Origin of the sequence: Paenibacillus sp. FSL H7-0918, from assembly GCF_038007025.1 — a bacterium.
GTDB classification, from domain to species: domain Bacteria; phylum Bacillota; class Bacilli; order Paenibacillales; family Paenibacillaceae; genus Paenibacillus_AQ; species Paenibacillus_AQ odorifer.
The window spans coordinates 302,279-320,620 of record NZ_JBBOWJ010000002.1; the positions used below are offsets into that span (position 1 = coordinate 302,279).

General features: G+C 45.4%; 15 protein-coding genes. 4 read left to right on the forward strand and 11 right to left on the reverse strand.

Annotated elements, in window-relative coordinates; genetic code table 11:
• The first annotated feature begins 134 nt into the window (after nucleotides 1–134).
• A complete protein-coding gene (locus tag MHI15_RS15280) occupies nucleotides 135–2,126 on the forward strand; it encodes a beta-galactosidase (protein WP_341164569.1) in 1,992 nt (663 codons plus the stop codon).
• Between the two features lie 75 nt (nucleotides 2,127–2,201).
• Here MHI15_RS15280 and fucU read toward each other — a convergent pair whose 3' ends face one another.
• Genes fucU through MHI15_RS15300 form a run of 4 tightly spaced genes read right to left on the reverse strand, consistent with a single transcriptional unit; the run spans nucleotide 2,202 to nucleotide 6,554 of the window.
• Nucleotides 2,202–2,630 (reverse strand): L-fucose mutarotase, encoded by a 429-nt coding sequence (fucU, locus tag MHI15_RS15285; RefSeq protein WP_076282757.1) that lies wholly within the window; start codon nucleotides 2,628–2,630, stop codon nucleotides 2,202–2,204.
• 11 nt (nucleotides 2,631–2,641) lie between these two features.
• The gene (locus tag MHI15_RS15290) at nucleotides 2,642–3,292 is read right to left on the reverse strand and encodes a class II aldolase/adducin family protein (RefSeq protein WP_038569477.1); all 651 of its coding nucleotides are present in this window, start codon (nucleotides 3,290–3,292) and stop codon (nucleotides 2,642–2,644) included.
• A gap of 20 nt (nucleotides 3,293–3,312) precedes the next feature.
• Complete coding sequence (locus tag MHI15_RS15295; RefSeq protein WP_341164570.1) at nucleotides 3,313–4,758, reverse strand: rhamnulokinase; 1,446 nt, start codon at nucleotides 4,756–4,758, stop codon at nucleotides 3,313–3,315.
• A gap of 29 nt (nucleotides 4,759–4,787) precedes the next feature.
• Nucleotides 4,788–6,554: an L-fucose isomerase gene (locus MHI15_RS15300; protein ID WP_076142492.1), complete on the reverse strand. Its 1,767-nt coding sequence runs from the start codon at nucleotides 6,552–6,554 to the stop codon at nucleotides 4,788–4,790.
• A 242-nt stretch (nucleotides 6,555–6,796) separates the two neighbouring features.
• Between MHI15_RS15300 and MHI15_RS15305 the strand changes: the two genes are divergently transcribed.
• Entirely contained in the window at nucleotides 6,797–7,567 is a 771-nt protein-coding gene (locus MHI15_RS15305; RefSeq protein WP_076130709.1) for a DeoR/GlpR family DNA-binding transcription regulator, read from the forward strand.
• A gap of 41 nt (nucleotides 7,568–7,608) precedes the next feature.
• Here MHI15_RS15305 and MHI15_RS15310 read toward each other — a convergent pair whose 3' ends face one another.
• On the reverse strand, nucleotides 7,609–8,316 hold the full coding sequence (locus tag MHI15_RS15310) for an SGNH/GDSL hydrolase family protein (protein ID WP_445668005.1): 708 nt from the start codon (nucleotides 8,314–8,316) through the stop codon (nucleotides 7,609–7,611).
• A 66-nt stretch (nucleotides 8,317–8,382) separates the two neighbouring features.
• Between MHI15_RS15310 and MHI15_RS15315 the strand changes: the two genes are divergently transcribed.
• The gene (locus MHI15_RS15315) at nucleotides 8,383–9,357 is read left to right on the forward strand and encodes an aldo/keto reductase family protein (RefSeq protein WP_076280513.1); all 975 of its coding nucleotides are present in this window, start codon (nucleotides 8,383–8,385) and stop codon (nucleotides 9,355–9,357) included.
• A gap of 82 nt (nucleotides 9,358–9,439) precedes the next feature.
• On the opposite strand, the gene MHI15_RS15320 is transcribed toward MHI15_RS15315, so the two are convergent.
• Nucleotides 9,440–12,115 carry a YhgE/Pip domain-containing protein gene (locus MHI15_RS15320; protein WP_076303802.1) on the reverse strand — a complete coding sequence of 892 codons (2,676 nt, stop codon included), beginning with the start codon at nucleotides 12,113–12,115 and terminating at the stop codon, nucleotides 9,440–9,442.
• A 235-nt stretch (nucleotides 12,116–12,350) separates the two neighbouring features.
• Here MHI15_RS15320 and MHI15_RS15325 point away from each other — a divergent pair, with 235 nt between their 5' ends.
• The gene (locus MHI15_RS15325; protein ID WP_076220854.1) at nucleotides 12,351–12,878 is read left to right on the forward strand and encodes a hypothetical protein; all 528 of its coding nucleotides are present in this window, start codon (nucleotides 12,351–12,353) and stop codon (nucleotides 12,876–12,878) included.
• Nucleotides 12,879–12,959: 81 nt separating this feature from the next.
• Here MHI15_RS15325 and MHI15_RS15330 read toward each other — a convergent pair whose 3' ends face one another.
• Genes MHI15_RS15330 through MHI15_RS15350 form a run of 5 tightly spaced genes read right to left on the reverse strand, consistent with a single transcriptional unit; the run spans nucleotide 12,960 to nucleotide 18,318 of the window.
• Complete coding sequence (locus MHI15_RS15330) at nucleotides 12,960–13,925, reverse strand: glycoside hydrolase family 43 protein (protein ID WP_076125166.1); 966 nt, start codon at nucleotides 13,923–13,925, stop codon at nucleotides 12,960–12,962.
• Between the two features lie 12 nt (nucleotides 13,926–13,937).
• Nucleotides 13,938–15,215, reverse strand: coding sequence for a glycoside hydrolase family 27 protein (locus tag MHI15_RS15335; RefSeq protein ID WP_339248756.1), 1,278 nt, complete (start codon nucleotides 15,213–15,215; stop codon nucleotides 13,938–13,940).
• Nucleotides 15,216–15,246: 31 nt separating this feature from the next.
• Complete coding sequence (locus tag MHI15_RS15340) at nucleotides 15,247–15,519, reverse strand: DUF6171 family protein (protein ID WP_076125168.1); 273 nt, start codon at nucleotides 15,517–15,519, stop codon at nucleotides 15,247–15,249.
• A gap of 4 nt (nucleotides 15,520–15,523) precedes the next feature.
• Nucleotides 15,524–16,999 carry an alpha-N-arabinofuranosidase gene (locus MHI15_RS15345; protein ID WP_076125169.1) on the reverse strand — a complete coding sequence of 492 codons (1,476 nt, stop codon included), beginning with the start codon at nucleotides 16,997–16,999 and terminating at the stop codon, nucleotides 15,524–15,526.
• Nucleotides 16,996–18,318, reverse strand: coding sequence for an arabinan endo-1,5-alpha-L-arabinosidase (locus MHI15_RS15350; RefSeq protein WP_370510820.1), 1,323 nt, complete (start codon nucleotides 18,316–18,318; stop codon nucleotides 16,996–16,998). Before MHI15_RS15350 ends, MHI15_RS15345 begins: the two co-directional genes overlap by 4 nt.
• Nucleotides 18,319–18,342: the final 24 nt, after the last annotated feature.

Below are 18,342 nucleotides of genomic sequence, written 5' to 3' on the forward strand. Positions count from 1 at the left end.
ATATAAGCTAAAAATCCCATTTTATCTAAAAAGTCCAAACCGCGCAAAAGTTTACTATTGTCCGTAAGACATTAAGCACCTATGATTCCAAGTGATGATTTCCAGCAAATGTTTGCCTTAAAGGAGGAACTGAATTGAAGAACAAGCTATACTACGGTGCTGCTTGGTATCCCGAGCTATGGAGTGAAGAGGTGCTTAAGCAGGACATCCTTCTAATGAAAGAAACGGGGATTAATATCGTACGAATCGAAGAATTCATTTGGTCTGCTTTGGAGCCAGAAGAAGATAAGATTGATATCGGCCCCGTCGTGAAATATATCGAAAGGTTACATAGAAACGGAATTGACACAGTAATGTGTACGCCGACACCTACACCCCCCATCTGGCTTACTCATGGACATCCTGAGCGCTGTTATGTGGATGAAAGCGGAACGGTAATGGGACATGGAGCACGGCAGCATATTTGTACCAACAATCCTTATTTTCGTAAGCGGGCTGCCATCATTACGGAGCATATTGCCAAGGAGACCGGAGCACTGCCGGGGTTAACCGCCTGGCAGCTTGATAACGAATTCAAAGCGCATGTGGCGGAGTGTATGTGTGAGACCTGTAAAGGCTTATGGCATATCTGGTTGCAGCAGCGCTACAGCTCCATTGAAAGGTTGAATGAGGCATGGGGAACAGCCGTCTGGAGCCAAACTTATCAACGTTTTGATCAGGTACCACAGCCAGGACCCGCACCTTTCCTCCACAATTCATCCCTGCGGACGATGTACCGCTTATTTTCAATGGAAAAGATCGCTGAATTCGCCGATGAGCAGGCTGATATTATCCGCCGCCACTCCACTGTGCCAATTACCCACAACAGCAGTGTCGCTTTTCATCTAGATAATGAGCGGCTATTTCAAAATCTCGACTTTGCTGCCTACGACACCTATGCCTCACAGGAAAATATGCATGCTTATCTGCTTAACTGTGATCTGTGGCGAAATTTCAAGCCGGGAAAAGATTTCTGGATAATGGAGACCGGACCCTCGTTTGCCGCATCTCTAGTGAGTTTTGGTGTGCCACATCCGAACGGATATCTGAAGGCAGAAGCGGTTGCCGCCTATGCGCTGGGTGCAGGTGCATTTTGCTATTGGCTCTGGCGCCAGCATACTTCCGGAAGTGAACAAACACATAGCTCGATCCTTAGTGCCTGGGGAGAACCAGCTCTAGGGTACGTTAATGTGCTGGAGGCCAATCAAGCACGGCGGGAAATTGAACAAATTATGCTCTCCACCCGGCCCCTTCGGGCAGATGTTGCGATCACCTATTCGGACAGAACCAAAGCTTATCTCGCAACTGAACCTCATCGGAAGCTAAATTATCGTAGTCTGCTGGGCGATTTCTACAAAAGAATTCTTCATATGGGCATTCACAGGGATCTGCTGCCCGAAGGCGGAGACTTAACCGGATACAAGCTGTTATTCACTCCGTTCGTACATTATTTGTCCCCCGAGTATGTGCAAAGTGCCCTGGCCTTCACAGCAGCTGGCGGGATTTGGATTGTCGGTCCTCTTACCGGAGGAAGAACGAAGGAGCATACCCTTCATACGAATGCCGGACTTGGGGAATTAGAGCGGTTAGCAGGCGTCAAAACTAAGTTTACCTATCCGCTGGAATCAACAGGCACGATTGGACACGCTTTTGGGGTATCTGCTCCCTTGTCCTTGTGGAGTTCTGTTTTTGAACCCGTTTCAGAGTCCGTTTCCAGTATCGGAATGGTTACGGAGGGGGTGACGCCGGGGTTGTCCTTCCTGACGGAGCAGCCTTACGGACAAGGTACTATTGTTATGCTGGGTTCAATGCCTGCCGGTGAAGAAGGCGACCTAATGTTATATAAACTCATTGATCATTATGCAGAACGTGCTGGTGTCACCCTACGCAGTAATGTCACTAAGGGAACCCTTGTCTGCCCTAGAAGCGATGACCAGGCTGCCGAAGTCTGGACCCTTGTAAATATGGATGGACACGGGGGAAGTCTCACACTCCCGCGGGACGGACATGATGTTCTCTCAGGCAAATCCGTGGCCTGCGGCCCCCTCTCCCTTGGTGCATATGAGTACCGAGTAATCCGGTTATAAATACTTATCCTTGCAGCATAAAAAGCCGCTAACTCCTTGGTCACCCAAGCGGTTAGCGGCTTCGTTTCCCTTATTTTAACTTTTAATAACGCCTTTTTTAAGAATAACGTTCCCATACAACGCTTCTTCACCAGTAACTATAACTGCATAACTTTGCTTAGAACGGTTATAGAAATCAAAACGTTCCTCCTGTTTAATCGTGGCTTCAGCATCATGTTTGGCGATGATTGTCTCGTATGTGGACCAGATAACCGGCACAGTTGGATCTCCTGCAACTACTGCCATAAAAGCCACCTGTTGCTCTGCGTAATGATCCAGAGGTAACAACTCTAAGATGGCATCCAGCAGTTCGGGAATACCGATGCCATCATATCTCAGTACCCTCGGATTCAACGAATGTCCGGGATAATTCGCATCAGCCAATACAAGCTCATCCCCATGACCCATCTCCATCAGAATGCGTACCAGCTCCGGAGACAGCAGCTTAGGAATTCCTTTTAACATAAGGCACCTCTTTACTTCCCATAAAATGATCGCAACGCTACCAGCTCATCAATCCGATGCTGTGGCAATTCTCTCTCCCCGCCAATCATCCGGGTAATGAAGGTGAGCTTGGCGGTATACTCAAGCCGCTCCATATTCAGATATGCTTCCATAACATCTTCTCCCCAAGTAAGGGCTCCGTGATTCTCTAGCAGAACCGCAGTTTTTTTGCCCAGGAAAGGCATCAGTGAATCTGGAATTTCTTCCGTCGATGGTGTTCCATATTCCGCCAACGGAATATCTCCGATCATAATCACCGACTCTGGCATCATCATCTTGTCGAGCGCCTCACCTTTTATGGCAAATGCAGTAGCATACGGGGGATGTGCATGGACCACACCCTTCATCTCTGGCAGCTCATTATAAATTCTTAGATGCATTTTTGCTTCCGTTGAGGGTCTGTAGCCTTCAGCTGCTTCAAGGACTTCACCTTGCAGATTCACTTTTACAAGCATATGAGGCTCTAAATATCCCTTACTCACCGCTCTGGGGGTAGTCAGAATTACATTCTCTGATAAGCGAGCAGAAATATTCCCATCATTAGCCGCGATAAAATCTTTATTAAACAGGTTTCTCCCGATATCACAAATCTGCAAACGTAATTTTTGTTCCAAGGTATCCATAGGGTTTCTCTCCTCGTATCCTATTTTTCACAAACCTTCACCAAAGAAGGCTGATATGTCTTAAAGGCAAAAGATCTTTCCACTACCTGCTTGCCCCCGGAGATTTCCAGTTCCCCTAGGGCAGCCAGTTGAATAATTATATTGCCAATTGCACTGGCTTCCACAGGCCCCGCTACAACTTTTCTCCCCGTAATATTAGCAGTAAGCTGACAGAGCAGTTCATTCTGAATCCCACCACCGACCATATGAATGATATTGATTTTTTTGCCGGTGATCTCTTCCATTTCGTCAATCGTATGGCGATAGGACTCTGCTAAGCTCTCAAGTATGACGCGTATAATCTCAGCTTTCGTATAAGGGGCTTGCTGGCCTGTTCGTTCGCAATATTCTCTAATCCGTTGGGTCATCACACCGGGTGTACTAAACAGCTCATCATTCGGATCAATAATTGCTGGAGCATGATTTATGGTTTCGGCTAGCTCAACCATTTGGCCTTGGCTGACGTATTTTCCCGCTTCGGCCCAATTCCTTTGCAGCTCCTGCAAAATCCATAGTCCCGTTATATTTTTGAGCAAACGATTAGATTGGCCGTAACACTGCTCATTTGTGAATCCGTATTCATAGCTTTTCTCTGTAATGACAGCTTTAGGCGTCTCCATGCCCACTAACGACCATGTACCACAGCTAATAAATGCTGCATCATCCTTTAGAGAATAAGGAATAGAGGCTACTGCTGAAGCCGTATCATGAGAAGCGCCCGCAATTACCTCCATTGAACCTACGCTAAGCTCCTCTTGAATTACCGGAAGGATAGAACCAATAACCGTTCCCGCTTGAACCCGTTGTGGCACTAGACCAACCGGGATATTAAGTCTGCTGAATACTTCAGTGGAGACTTCACCAGATACAGCGTCCATTAAGCCACTTGTACTCCAAATCGTGCTTTCTGCTGCCGCGATACCAGAGAATAAATAGTGGAACAGGTCTGGCATCATTAAAATAGTATCTGCGATCTCTAGCAGAGAATCATTATCCTGAAAATCAGCAAACAGCTGATAAACCGTATTAATCAAGCTCGGTTGAATACCTGTAATGCTAAATTGCTCCCTTGGTGGAAGCAGCGCCTCCAACCCTAGACGATGGCTTCCCATTCTCCTATCCCTATAATGATGGGGGGAATAGAGCAATATCCCTCTTTTATCAATAAAACCGTAATCGACTCCCCACGTATCCACGCTTAGAGACCTCAATTTTCCATGCGCCCTATAAGCTCTCTGGATTCCTTTTTTCATTTCGTGGAAGAGCTTCAAAACATCCCAATACAAATGCCCGCCAACATACACCGGCGTATTAGCAAACCGATGAATTTCTTCTATGCGAAGGGTGTTACCGTCATACAATCCCAACATCACTCTTCCGGAACTGGCGCCAAGATCCATAGCCAGAAGCTTAATCGTATCACCCATTTCAAGCACACCTGCTCCACAAGAAGATTTTAATATAGCGGTCCGAAATTCTGACAGGCTCTGTAATCTGCTCCTTCCAGATTCTCCGTCCCAAATAACGACCACACCCGTGGTCTGAAAATACGTGATTCCTCAACGTTATGCATACTTACTGGAATGCGTAAAATCGACGCCAGCGTAATCAGATCCGCCCCGATATGGCCATAACTGATCGCCCCATGATTCGCGCCCCAATTATTCATTACATCATATACCGATTGGAATGAACCACTGTTAGTTAGCTTAGGAGCGAACCAGGTCGTCGGCCATGTCGGATCTGTTCTTTGATCCAAAGTATGATGAACCTCTTCAGGCAGCTCTACGGTGTAACCTTCAACAAGCTGAAGAACAGGTCCAAGCCCCTTCACCAGGTTCAAACGAGCCATAGTAACCGGCATTCCGCCTTGGGTTAAATAATCGGTAGAGAAGCCGCCTCCCCGGAAATATTCTTGAGAAGCTGGCCGGAATTGTGTATTGCTTAGACAAGCCTCAGCCTCTTCGTCTGTAATCTCCCAAAAAGGTTTGATTGCAGGCTTACCCTCTATCCTTTGCTCACCTGTACCATCAAGCGCTGCCGAACCAGAGTTGATCAGATGCAGTATTCCGTGAGCTGCTTCTCCTTCCAATTGATGACCCGTCACTCGCTTCACAGCATCGGGACTCCAGAAGGTTCGGACATCCGCAAAGATTTGTGCTGTATTCGTAAGCAAATAATTGAACAGCATCGTTACCCCATTCAAGCTGTCATTCTCTGTCGCTACGAGATAAGGTGCACGTTTGCCGTTCCAGTCAAAAGAAGAATTCAACATCGTCTCCATGAAATCGCCGTTAGGGAAATGGTCCGTCCATTGTCTCTGGCCTTGGAAACCGCCAACAATTGCATTGTGGCCGTTAGCTTCCTCCTCAAAACCAAGCTCAGCGAGAACCGGATTGCCGATCATCAGGTCGCGGGCGATCAATGTCATTTTCACACAGGTCTCCCACTGCTTCTCTTTCTCTTCTGCACTGATTTGCAGATGCGGCGGATTATTATCGGTGCCAACTTGGCAGTTTTCTTTAGTCCACGCTAGCGCCCGCTTAAATTCCTCTTTATCATAAATCTCTTCTTCAAAGCGCCGGACATATTCAGACATATCTATATATTCATTGCGCATGCCCAGATACTCTTGGAAAAACTGTTCATTCACAATGGAACCCGCAATCCCCATCGAAACAGAACCCATAGATAAATATGATTTCCCCTTCATTTGAGCAACTGCTAAGCCTGCTCTAGCAAACTGCAGCAATTTAGACTGCACATCCGCTGGAATCTCTTCACTGCTAGACTCTTGAACATCTTCACCATAGATACCAAACGCAGGAATTCCCTTTTGAGCATACGCCGAGAGAACAGCAGCTAGATACACAGCACCCGGCCGTTCCGTTCCGTTAAATCCCCACACGGCATGCGGAATGGATGTATCCATATCCATTGTCTCTGAGCCATAACACCAGCAAGGCGTCACGGTGATCGACACCCCTACGTTAGCCCCGGAGAATTTCTGAGCCGCAGCAGCAGCTTCTTTAACTCCACCGATCGTAGAATCGGCGATGATGCACTCTACAGGACTCCCATTCGGATACCTTAAATTCGCTTCAATAAACTTAGCCACCCGCTGAGCCATGCCCATCGTTTGCTCTTCCAGTGATTCACGAACGCCTCTTCTTCTGCCATCAATGGTTGGGCGGATACCAATTTTCGGATAGTTTTCTATCAATGCCGTTCCTCCTCAAGATCATCTTAGAGTCATTCGTTAATAGATCTATTTCTCCTTCATCATAAAATCTGCAAGCGCTTTAGTCAACACAAAACAACATATTACCTAAACAAAAGTGTGGTTTTATGTGATATAATTATTATATATTGTGGTTTTATGTGAATATGTAATTATTTTTAGATTTAAACAACAATGTAGTACACTAGAAAGCAGACGATTTATATATAAAGGTGAGTGAACGAATGAAAGCATTTGAACGACGGGATCTAATTATTAAAGAGCTTTACAGACAGAAGAAGGTCCATGTCGCAGAGCTAGCGCAAAAATTCAACGTCTCGGAAGAGACCATTCGGCGGGATCTAGATAAACTGGACAAAGAAGGTCTTGCCAAAAAAAATTATGGTGGAGCCATTCTCAACGCCCATACCAATGAAGATCCTTCCTACATCAGCAGACATCAGGTCAATATTGAAGCAAAGCGAATCATAGCCGATAATGTACTGCAATTAATCAATGATGGAGACAGCTTGGTGACAGATACGAGCTCAACGGTGTTTGAAGCCTTGCGTAGAATTATTGAGGAGAAAAACAATCTGACAATTATTACGAACTCTCTGGTGGTATTATCCGAATTCCAACACTCCGGTCAAAAGCTAATTTCCACAGGTGGAATTTTAGGCCCCGAGACCAGCTCCTTTGTTGGAAATACCGCTTCACAGACGATTCGAAAATATAATGTGGATGTAGCTATATTCAGCTGTAAAGCATTGTCCATGACAGGCGGGCTAAGTGATTCAAATGAAGAAGAAAGTGAACTGAAGGTGCTTATGCAGCAGCAGGCAAATAAAGTGGTTCTGCTCGTAGATCACTCCAAATTTGACCGGACTGCGTTCATTAAGTTGTTCAGCTTTGATAGAGTGGATTATATTGTTACAGATCAGAAGCCTTCTGAGGAATGGACCGATTTCTTAAATAATTACCATGTATCTCTTATCTATGCGCCCGCTGAGTGATCAGCAGGTGCATAGATAAAGAGAGATAATAACTTTATAACTTAGTTGTTTAAAAGACCCCTTTCCAAGACGACCTTCAGCCATTCCCCAGCAATCAGATCATGCCCGGCAGTCGTCGGATGAACGCCATCCCACAGCCAGTAGGCTGCTTCTGCTCTCTCCACAGCTGCATTGAAAGCATCCTGTAAAGGTACATAGACCGTATCAAATTGCTCAGACAGCTGCTTAACCACTCCCTGATAATGTGTAATCTTCGCTTCCCATTCTGCCCACTGTTCAGCTGGAGCTCCGGTATTTAAAATAAAAGGCTCACATAAAACCAGCTTCGTATGTGGCAGAACTTCATGTGTTTCTTCAAGTACGTGACGGTAAGCGCGTTCAAAACGGTCCGTAACTCCACTTGGTTCCCCTTTCATCATTCTCCAAATATCGTTAACCCCAATCAATATACTAATGATGTCAGGCTGCAAGCTAATTGCATCTTCATTCCAGCGTGCATATAAATCGGAGATTCGATCTCCACTCACTCCGCGGTTATAGAATACCAGATTCTCTTCTGCCCGCTCATTCCCTAGCTTGCCCCCAATGATATACGCATAGCTATGTCCAAGAATATGATTCGGGTCTTCATCGCGACCCCGATTCCCATCCGTAATGGAGTCACCCTGAAATAAGATCACTTTTGATTTTTTAGTAGCTTGATTAGTCATTGAATCTTTCATCTCCTTGATTACTAGTATATTAATCATTCAACTTGAATGTCTCCTATAATACAAGTAAAGTTATCATATAGAATACAAGGAGGAAAGAGAAAAATGAAATATAGAAGACTAGGCAATTCAGGGCTCAAAATCAGTGAGATCGGACTAGGCAGTTGGCTTACATATGGAACAGCAGCAGAGCAAAAGGCAGCCGATGCTTGTATCAGCAAAGCTTTTGAATGCGGTATCAATTTCTTTGATACGGCTAATGCATATAACCGTGGTGAAGGCGAAAAAGCGATGGGTGCTGCTCTACGCTCCTATGAAAGATCATCTTATGTGCTAAGTACAAAGGTCTTTTTCCCCATGGGAGACGATGTTAATAACCGTGGTTTGTCCCGGAAGCATATTATGGAGCAATGTGAAGCCAGCCTCCGCCGCTTAGGCACCGATTATATTGATGTATATTTTTGTCATCGCTTTGATACAGAGACCCCTGTAGAGGAGACTCTACGCGCGCTGGATGATCTGACGGCTCAAGGTAAGATTCTCTACTCCGCTGTTAGCGAATGGAGCGCAGCCCAAATCTCCAATGCAGCTGGTATCAGCCGCAGACTGAACCTGCGTCCACTGATCTCGAATCAACCCATCTATAATATGTTCGAACGTTATATTGAAGACGAGGTCCTTGAAGTATCCCAGCGTGAAGGGCTGGGCCAAGTGGTCTTCTCTCCTCTAGCGCAAGGAATTCTGACTGGCAAATATAAACCGGGGCAACAACCTCCAGCAGGAACCCGTGCAGCGGATAATTCAGTTAATGGTGTGATCTCCAGCTACCTCCGTGATGATGTGTTGTCTGTGGTTGGACAGCTGGATGAACTCGCTCACAGTTTAGACCTGAAGCTTTCGCAATTGGCATTGGCATGGATTCTACGCCAGCCTGGTGTAAGTTCAGCATTAATTGGTGCCAGTAAACCAGAGCAAGTTGCAGAAAATGCCAAAGCTGTAGATACGGTACTCTCCGCAGATACTTTACAGCAAATCGAGGAGATTCTTAAGCCGGTAGCTGATTTTGCTCCTGCAAGATAACCTATTGCACACTTGCCATATAGTACACAAAAGAGGTTGTGCCAAAAGCCATCACCATGGCTTAGGCACATCCTCTTTTTCTTTAAGAAATCAATTTAGACTCTTCGGCTTGTTCAGAAGCCTTATGGATAAAGGGCTCCAGTGGTTTCTTGAGGAGTAATGCCAGCAAGAGTGCCAGCACACCGAAGATAATCAAATAAATCACATCACGAATCGCCACTTCCGGCAGAATTCCCCCAACCGCCTCCCGCATCAGACTAATTGCATAGGTAAACGGCATATACGGATTTAATATTTGAAAAAAACGCCCAGTCGTACTAATCGGAAATGTACCGCCGGAGCTAGAGAATTGAAGCACCATGAACACGATTGCTATTCCTTTTCCCAGGTTGCCAAATACAGCGACAAGCGTAAATACAATGGTTACGAACACGATGCTGATTAACACTCCAAAAAGTACAAACCACACCTTATTCACCACATAACAGTGCAAAATAAAAATGTTGCCAAGGACAGCCACCAGCCCCTGAAGAATCCCCACCGTAAGGAAGGTCAGCAGGCGGCCAAAATACAATTGATATCTTTTGTACGTTAGCCCCCCCGTATCCACACCTGTGCGGAGAAGAGAGACAAGCAGTGTGCCTCCGACCCATAAGGAAAGTACGACATAAAAAGGAGTCATTGCTGAGCCGTAATTCGGAATGGGATATAACTTATTCTCTTTTAACACTACCGGATTGGCCAAAAAATCACTTTTGCTCTTAATATCTCCTCCGAGCAGTTGCGCAATTTCCCCCAGATCAATCTCTTCTTTAATTTGGCGGATCGTGGAGGCGGCTTTTCGAATCGAGTCTTCCAGTACTGGAAGATCATTTCTCACCAAATCTGCGGCAAGCGCCACTCCTTTGTCTGCACGGGGGAGTCCTGTACGAATCAGCTCCGAGACCTGATGAACCCGTTCTTCTACAGTAGGCAGATCCTGACGCACGAAATTCGCAGCTTGCTGTATCTTTTCCCCAGCAGTAGGTAAGCTGCTCTCCAATAGCGGAAGTGTATCTCGGATGAAAGCACCAAAGCCCTGGGTCTGATCGGCAACCCCACTGGCTGCTGTGTGGACCGCTTCGCGTATAGCTGGCAAATCCTGCTGCAGACTAGCTAAGCTTGTCTGCCCGAACTCAATCGCCGACATTGTCTCTTCCAGCAGGGTACCCAGCGCGGGTAAACGATCTGGCACCTGCTGCAATGCGGTGGCTGTGACATCTGCCGCCGAAGTTATTTGCTCCAGTTTATTTTTTATGGCAGGGATAGTCGACGAATCATATCCTGAGATAAGCTTCGCAATCGCCAGCTTCCCAAGACCAGACTTTAGGAACAATTGGTTAATTGCACTGGAATCAGCGTTATCCTTATTCTGAAGGTCAGCCGTCATAGCATTTACCAAGGACTTCTGACTGTTCAAAACACTGTCTACACCTTTCAATGCCGCAAGCTCAGCAATAGACACTGTTTCAGGTGAAAATGTGTTCAATGCATTTAACATAGAAAGTGTGTGTTCAATCACGCTGCTTCCTGCAGCCAACTGTGCTGAGAGTAACTCCAACTGCTCACGTACAGCTTGTGGCTCGTTATCCTCTCCCTTTAACTGTTCAGCAAGCTTGACCACTGAGCTCTCCGTTTGCTGTAGGAGATTAAGATTCTGTTTGACAGCTGCTGGAACAGCTTCAAATGCAGCACTGCTCTTTTCCAAAAATTGTTGAAGCTCCAGAACAAAATCATTTCCGGCTGTAGCAATCTTTTCTGCCTCAGGCAGTGCTGTTAAGGCAGCATTAACGATTTTATGCGCTTCCGTAAGACCTTGCGAGGCCTGAGCCATGATCTGTTCAACTTCACCATAATGGTTATCAAGTTGAATGATTAGCTGTGCCGCTTCTTCAATCTTGGGCAGCTTGTCCTGTAGCCCCCCTAAATGATCTAAGGTACTCGCGATTTGCGGCCAATGCTCAGCAATTTTCTCTAAAGCCTCACCCGCTTTTTCCACCTCTGGCAGCTTATTCTCCAATGTGGAAATACGCTCTGCTGAGGCATGAATCTGCGGCCAATTTTCCTGAATTTTTAATACACGTTTACCTGCGGTTTCAATTTCTGGCAGGCTCGCCTCTAATTTAAACAATCCTTTTTCTACCTTGCGTATAATGGGCAATTCAGATTGAAATTCCTTATCAATTTGACTTAAAACAGTAAATACCGTCTCACTAATCGTTTCCGTGAAATTCTCACTGATCTGTGTGGTGATTGAAGTGGCGCCTTTATCTGTGATTTTAGGAGCAATCGCATTTATTTTCTCATTGACGGTATATTCGATCTCTGGTTTCACAATCGTTCCTTCAAGAATTCCAGTCATTCGTTTGGAGAAATTAGCAGGGATAACAATACTGGCATAGTAATCTCCGCGTTTGACACCATTATGTGCACTCTCTGCATCTACAAAGGTCCAGCCCAAGTTTTTATTGCTCCGAAGACTTTCCATGACCTCATTGCCGATATTAAAATCCTTCTCCTGCACCTTAGTACCTTCATCTAAGCTGGTAACAGCAATTTTAATGCCAGAAGTATTGCTATAAGGATCCCATACTGACGCAACGTTCACCCAATCATACACGGAGGGCAATACCACCAAAGCGGCAACCAGCAATACGGCCACAGGAACTCTGAATAAATTACGCCAATCGTTCCTATAAATCCGTAGTATTCCGCCCATTCGCTGCTCCCCCTAATCTGCATGTTTTGATATTTTAATATGCCCGAGGAGACAAGCTTTTACTATTCATTTTAGGAAACTCATGACTTCTCATTGCTTTTTAAAAAAACTTTTAAAAAAATGCAACAAAAACTGCTCTTCTCACGTAAAGAGTAATATAAACCCGTTTAAGAAAAAACAGAGCGGGTAATAAGTTCTATACAACGTCTTACATATCTCAAGGGGGAGATTAATAATGTTTAAGAAAAAGTCAGCGTATGTGTTACCGGTTGTTGTTCTGTTGTTTCTTTCCCTCATTACTTCTGCAAGTACCATTGGAACACGGGTAGATGCGCAAGATAGTGACAAGACCCAGCATCAAACAGTTTACTTTCATACTATTGAATCCGACCATGGCAAGCTCTCCGGTACGACCGATGAAATAAACTGGTATCAGGGTGCTGATGCCGATCGAATCTTTGCTGAAAGAGATCCAGAAGCTGCAGCAGAAATAGGCGGAGCTCCAGACAGTTATTATATTGTAAATGATGTTGATACTCTGACAACTTATCCGATTGCGGATAACGCCACAGTGACGATGCAAATTTTTGATCACACTGGCAATATGGATGACTTGGATATCAACTGGAATGAGTCCATCACCTTACAGCAATTTATGGATCAATTTAATAAAACGGATGTCATCGACTTGAGCCAGTTCCCGTATCACATCACCATTCAGGACGGCGTAATTACTTCTATCGTTCAACAATATATACCTTAAGGTGCAACATAAGAAAGAGGGTTACTCAGCAGCCATGTAAATGGCTTATAAGTAACCCTCTTTTTTTATTTCCTTAACAAATTATTGTTTAGCTGCATCCTTAACGGGAACCCCAAAATTCGGCGTACCATCTTCATTCCAATGGAAGACTTGAGCACGAGTATGACGGTTCGGATCGTACAGCGGATCGCCGGTAATTTCTTTATAATTGCGGCAGTGGTAGATGAGTACATCTTCCCCATTTTCATTTACAGTAAAGCTGTTATGACCCGGTCCATATTGTCCATTCTCTTCATTGGTCTGGAATACCGGTTCCGGCAGTTTGGTCCATGAAGTGGCATCCAGCAGGTCGCTGTCCTCATCTGCAACCAAAAGTCCCATGCAGTAATTGAAGTCCGTAGCGCTAGCCGAGAAGCTGATAAAGATACGGCCGTTACGTTTAAGCACTGCAGCTCCTTCGTTTACCTTGTACCCAATAATCTCCCAGTCATATTCAGGAGTAGCAATCATGGTCTGAGGACCGGTTAGCGTCCATGGATTACTCATTTCCGAGATATACAGGTTAGAATTCCCCTCAATATTCAGATCCTTCTGTGCCCATACATAATACAATTTTCCTTTGTGTTGAAAGGTGGTTGCATCCAATGCAAAGGATTCCCAAGCGGTTTTTACCTGGCCTTTTTCTACCCATGTTCCTTCTAAAGGATTGGCAGATTCATTCTCAAGAGCAAACATACGGTGATCGAATAATCCATCCTTCGTCTCCGTAGTACGCGCCGCCGCGAAATAAATGTACCATTTCCCGTCAATATAATGGAGCTCTGGTGCCCAAATGTTTGCACTAAGCGGACCCGTCTCATATTTACGCCAAGCTACAACCGGTTCTGCAGCAGCCAATCCCTCGATTGTTGTTGCTCTCCGTACTTCGATCCGGTCGTATTCTGGGACAGAAGCAATAAAGTAGTAATAACCATCTGTATGTTTATATACCCATGGATCAGCACGTTGCTCCACCAATGGATTTTTATATTCTACACTCGTATTCATAATCTCTCTCCTCTATTTAAACTTTAACAATACAGAACCATGCTGTGGAAGAGTTTGAGAAATACCTTCGTTAACCACTTCCAAATCGCGGCTTTGCCATAGATCACGTATAGTACTAGGAATTGAAACCTTAAGCTGCTCGAACGACACCTGAAGCGTTAAAGCTTCATCGCTAAGATTAAACAAAGCTACATAATGGTTACCTTGTTCATCCTCAGATGTCCAGATCGCATGCTCCTCATTTAGCGCCACCTGTCTGCCGCCTTTACCATAACGATGCAGATGAAGCACTTCCTTATTGGTCAATAAAGATAATGTCCAATCATCATTGTCCCGAAGTTCTCCTCCAAACATTAACGGGGAGCGGAAAATACTCCATAGTGTCATCATGGTGACCTGCTCGTCATGAGTAAACCGCGTGAACCGGTCTCCCCCGCCATCTACAGAACGAATGCCCAGATGACCTAACGGAAGCATGTCACAATCCGGCCAATGGCCCGGCTGCACATAAGGAGCCCATTTCTCACAGCGCTCAAACATCCCGCGCAGCAAATGCCAATGATCCCAGTAATCATCGGTCATTCTCCAAAGGTTAGCGTGTCCGGCTAAGTGTTCAGCCTCTTCCACTGGAGCAGGTCCAGGCGAAAGACTGAGCACCATCTCGCGACCACTGCGGTCAATAGCCTTACGGATCATAGCAACTTCTTCTTTGTGATATCCATAAATGCGTGAAGCGGCAATATCATCCACTTTCACATAATCCACACCCCAACTGGCATACAACTGGAACAGCGAGTCATAATACGCCTGACTGCCTTCTTTTGAAGCATCTACTCCATACATATCCGTATTCCATGGACAAATAGAATTTGGGTGAGCCACATCGCGTGCGGTTTGCTCAGATCCTAGAATGGCACTGGCCGCATGAGCAGCCTGACGCGGGATTCCGCGCATAATGTGTATGCCGAATTTCAAACCCAATCCATGTACATATTCAGCGAGTGGCGCAAACCCTTTGCCTCCCGCTGCGGAAGGAAACCGGTTCTCAGCAGGTTGAAGTCTGGAGTACTCATCCATAACCAGCGGTACAAAGTTGCGGTACTGCGAAGAATTCGCTCCAGGCTCATACCACTGAATATCCACAACTACATATTCCCAACCAAAGTCCTTCAAATGGGTAGCCATATATTCTGCATTGCCTCTTACTTCTTCTTCATTTACACTGGCCCCGTAACAATCCCAACTATTCCAGCCCATCGGGGGCGTAGCAGCTAACAAATTTTGTTTGATGATTTTCACGTCCTTTTCAAAAACTTAGTATTCACTCCCAGCGAGGTGCCAAGGGATAAGGGCAAGTAGAGTCCTGCAATCTTGTTCTTACCTCTACAAGACAGCCACAATAACGGCAAGTGCTACCAAATTGCAGGCCAGAGCAATCTCGGCAATGTTCAATACGCTGCAAATATTGCTCCTCCGGTGCTAAAGGTCTTTCTCTAGTGGCTATTTCTATTAAACGCTCCAATTTTTCTGGGCTTATTCTCATGTTCTCATCACAGCTTTTGCAGCGACGGTTTTTTTCTTGGTTCTCTGACATGATGTTATTCCAGAGTCAAGACTACCACGGAAGCAGGTGGAAGCTCACAGCTCAGCTTTTCACCTAATAAAGACGCACCCTCAAAAGCTACTGGAGTAACTGTATCCGGTGCCTCAAATGTATTGTGCGCTCCCAGCACGGAATGCGTTAAAATCTGACCTGTCACTTTGCTAAAGCTAACCTCTTCAATACCAATACTTAGCGATGCGCTGTCCTTATGGCTCAGGTTACAGAGTGAAACATATACTTTGCCATTCGTATCACGAGATGCAGAAACGCTAATCTGTGGAATTGTAAGCTCCCCAAACGTATAATCAGGGCTCTCAATAGTAACTTCAAGCAGTTCATTATCCTGATGCTCTTTGTACATTTCAAATACATGATAGGTAGGCGTTAGAATCATCTTGTCGCCCTCCGTCAGGATAAGAGCCTGCAGTACATTGACCACTTGAGCCAAATTCGCCATTTGCACACGACTGCTATGCTTTTGGAAAATATTCAGCGTTACCCCTGCTACCAATGCATCTCTGAGTGTATTCTGCTGATACAGGAACCCTGGATTCGTACCAGGTTCACTTAAGAACCAGGTTCCCCACTCATCTATAATCATTCCAACCCGCTTATCCGGGTCATATTTATCCATAACCGCTGAATGTTTAGTAATCAATTCATCCATATGCAAGGTTTTTTGCATAGTCTCAAACCATTCGGCTTCATCAAAACCTAAAGCGTAACGTTTCTCTTCCCAGCTTCCAGGAATCGTATACGAATGAAGACTGAGACCATCCATAAACCGTCCAGCTTCGCGCATTAGCACTTCCGTCCAATTATAATCATCAACGTTGGCGCCACCAGCGATTCTATAGATCTGATTTTCACCATAATTGCGCACATATGTCTGGTAACGTCTGTACAAATCTGCATAATATTCTGGACGCATATTGCCGCCGCAGCCCCAGTTCTCATTACCTACACCAAAATACTTCAACTTCCACGGCTCTTCACGCCCATTTTCACGACGCCAGTCCGCCATCGGTGATTCGCCTTCAAAGGTCATATATTCAACCCACTCCGACATCTCCTGAACAGTGCCACTGCCAACATTCCCGCAGATATACGGTTCACAATCCAGCAGCTCACATAATTCAAAAAATTCATGCGTCCCAAAATGATTATTCTCGACGACACCGCCCCAGTGCGTATTCACCATCCGCTTACGGGTTTCTTTTGGACCGACGCCATCCTTCCAATGATACTCATCGGCAAAACAGCCCCCCGGCCAACGAAGGACAGGAATATTAACTTTTTTGAGTGCTGCTAGGATGTCATTGCGGAAGCCCTTGGTGTTCGGAATCGGTGAATCTTCCCCCACATAGATCCCGTCATAGATACATCTGCCCAAATGCTCGGCAAAATGACCATATAGATATTTGCTGATTTTATTAATTCCTTTACCTGCATGTAGCTTGATCGTAGTCATCTATTCTCTTCTCCATTCTTTTGCTTACCCCAGATGGAAATTCCATTTTCATTTAATCCAGTAAATACAAGGGTCTGAGTTTCTTTCTCCCAATCCCATGACGGAAGCAATTGCACCTTCTCTATCCGGCCTCTACCCTCGACAACATCATTCCAGACCAAGGTCAGGACTCTGCATCCATCAAAAGACCAGCTTCCCTTTCCATTCGCACCTTCCAGCTTAAAGTCAGAGGATAGACTTATGACGGCAGACTGAATCTGGCCATCCGCTGAGGGGTCCATTACAATCCATTCCCACTGTCCTGCGATTAGCTGTTCTGGAATATCCTGTTCCACTTCACCCGCATACCGTTCTGGAGATACAACAGGCCAACCATCCTCTGTCCACAGAATTCGACGAATCTGTAAATAGGACCAATGTTTATCGATTTCACCACGTGCATGATGAACTATATAATAGCTGCCATCCTCATGAAGAACTGAGTTATGGCCGGGAGCAATCCAACCTGGATCTTGTCCAAAGCGATAGCCACCCAGTATTTTATTGCCGACCTCATATCGGGGTTGATGCGCACTATCAGTCATATCTCGTCCGTTATAATCCACATATGGGCCGGTAATAGTATCTGCACGAGCGACACGAACGTTATAATCCTCAAACAGAGAGTCATAGGAGACGAACAAATAGTATTTTTTGAATTGCTCGTTATACACTACGTACGGTCCTTCAACTGCTCCATCTTTAATGGTGTTATCCCGTTTAGCGATCAGCGTACCAAAACCTTCTTGCTTCGGTTTGCCCGTTTCCGCATTCAGCTCAATGATATGAATTCCACCAAAAAAAGAACCATACACCATCCACATTCGCCCATCTGCATCCGTAAGCACATTGGCATCAATCGCATTCAGTGAATCTTCAGCACGCGTCTGAATCACTACACCTTCATCGGTCCAAGGTCCCTCAATAGAAGCTGAAGTTTGAAGTCCGATTAGTGATTGTCTACTTCCGAAAGATGAGGCCGAGTAATACATTCGATACTGTTCACCGTATTTCACCACATCGGGTGCCCATAAATTAGTAGCCCCTGCCCATTCCTTCGCAACTTGGGGAATTCCCGGCAGCGCATAATGAACCCATTCCCAATGGATAAGATCCTGTGATTTCCGAACCATTACGCCTGGACGTAATTCTCCTCCGACTCTTATGTCGGTAGAAAAAACATAGTAACCCTCATCTGTTTTAATAATGCCTGGATCATGTGTGTTGTGAATCGTCCATAAAGACTCGATATCAATCACTGATAGATCATACATTGGCATGTTCCCCGGGGAACTTGGAAAGAC

What these genes read in the sequence shown, in the direction of transcription:
- MHI15_RS15290 (WP_038569477.1), bottom strand. Translation starts at nt 3,292, where the DNA reads ATGGATACCTTGGAACAAAAATTACGTTTGCAGATTTGTGATATCGGG.
- MHI15_RS15305 (WP_076130709.1), top strand. Translation starts at nt 6,797, where the DNA reads ATGAAAGCATTTGAACGACGGGATCTAATTATTAAAGAGCTTTACAGA.
- MHI15_RS15295 (WP_341164570.1), bottom strand. Translation starts at nt 4,758, where the DNA reads ATGGGTGATACGATTAAGCTTCTGGCTATGGATCTTGGCGCCAGTTCC.
- MHI15_RS15310 (WP_445668005.1), bottom strand. Translation starts at nt 8,316, where the DNA reads ATGATTAATATACTAGTAATCAAGGAGATGAAAGATTCAATGACTAAT.
- MHI15_RS15320 (WP_076303802.1), bottom strand. Translation starts at nt 12,115, where the DNA reads ATGGGCGGAATACTACGGATTTATAGGAACGATTGGCGTAATTTATTC.
- fucU (WP_076282757.1), bottom strand. Translation starts at nt 2,630, where the DNA reads ATGTTAAAAGGAATTCCTAAGCTGCTGTCTCCGGAGCTGGTACGCATT.
- MHI15_RS15350 (WP_370510820.1), bottom strand. Translation starts at nt 18,318, where the DNA reads ATGCCAATGTATGATCTATCAGTGATTGATATCGAGTCTTTATGGACG.
- MHI15_RS15330 (WP_076125166.1), bottom strand. Translation starts at nt 13,925, where the DNA reads ATGAATACGAGTGTAGAATATAAAAATCCATTGGTGGAGCAACGTGCT.
- MHI15_RS15325 (WP_076220854.1), top strand. Translation starts at nt 12,351, where the DNA reads ATGTTTAAGAAAAAGTCAGCGTATGTGTTACCGGTTGTTGTTCTGTTG.
- MHI15_RS15340 (WP_076125168.1), bottom strand. Translation starts at nt 15,519, where the DNA reads ATGTCAGAGAACCAAGAAAAAAACCGTCGCTGCAAAAGCTGTGATGAG.
- MHI15_RS15315 (WP_076280513.1), top strand. Translation starts at nt 8,383, where the DNA reads ATGAAATATAGAAGACTAGGCAATTCAGGGCTCAAAATCAGTGAGATC.
- MHI15_RS15345 (WP_076125169.1), bottom strand. Translation starts at nt 16,999, where the DNA reads ATGACTACGATCAAGCTACATGCAGGTAAAGGAATTAATAAAATCAGC.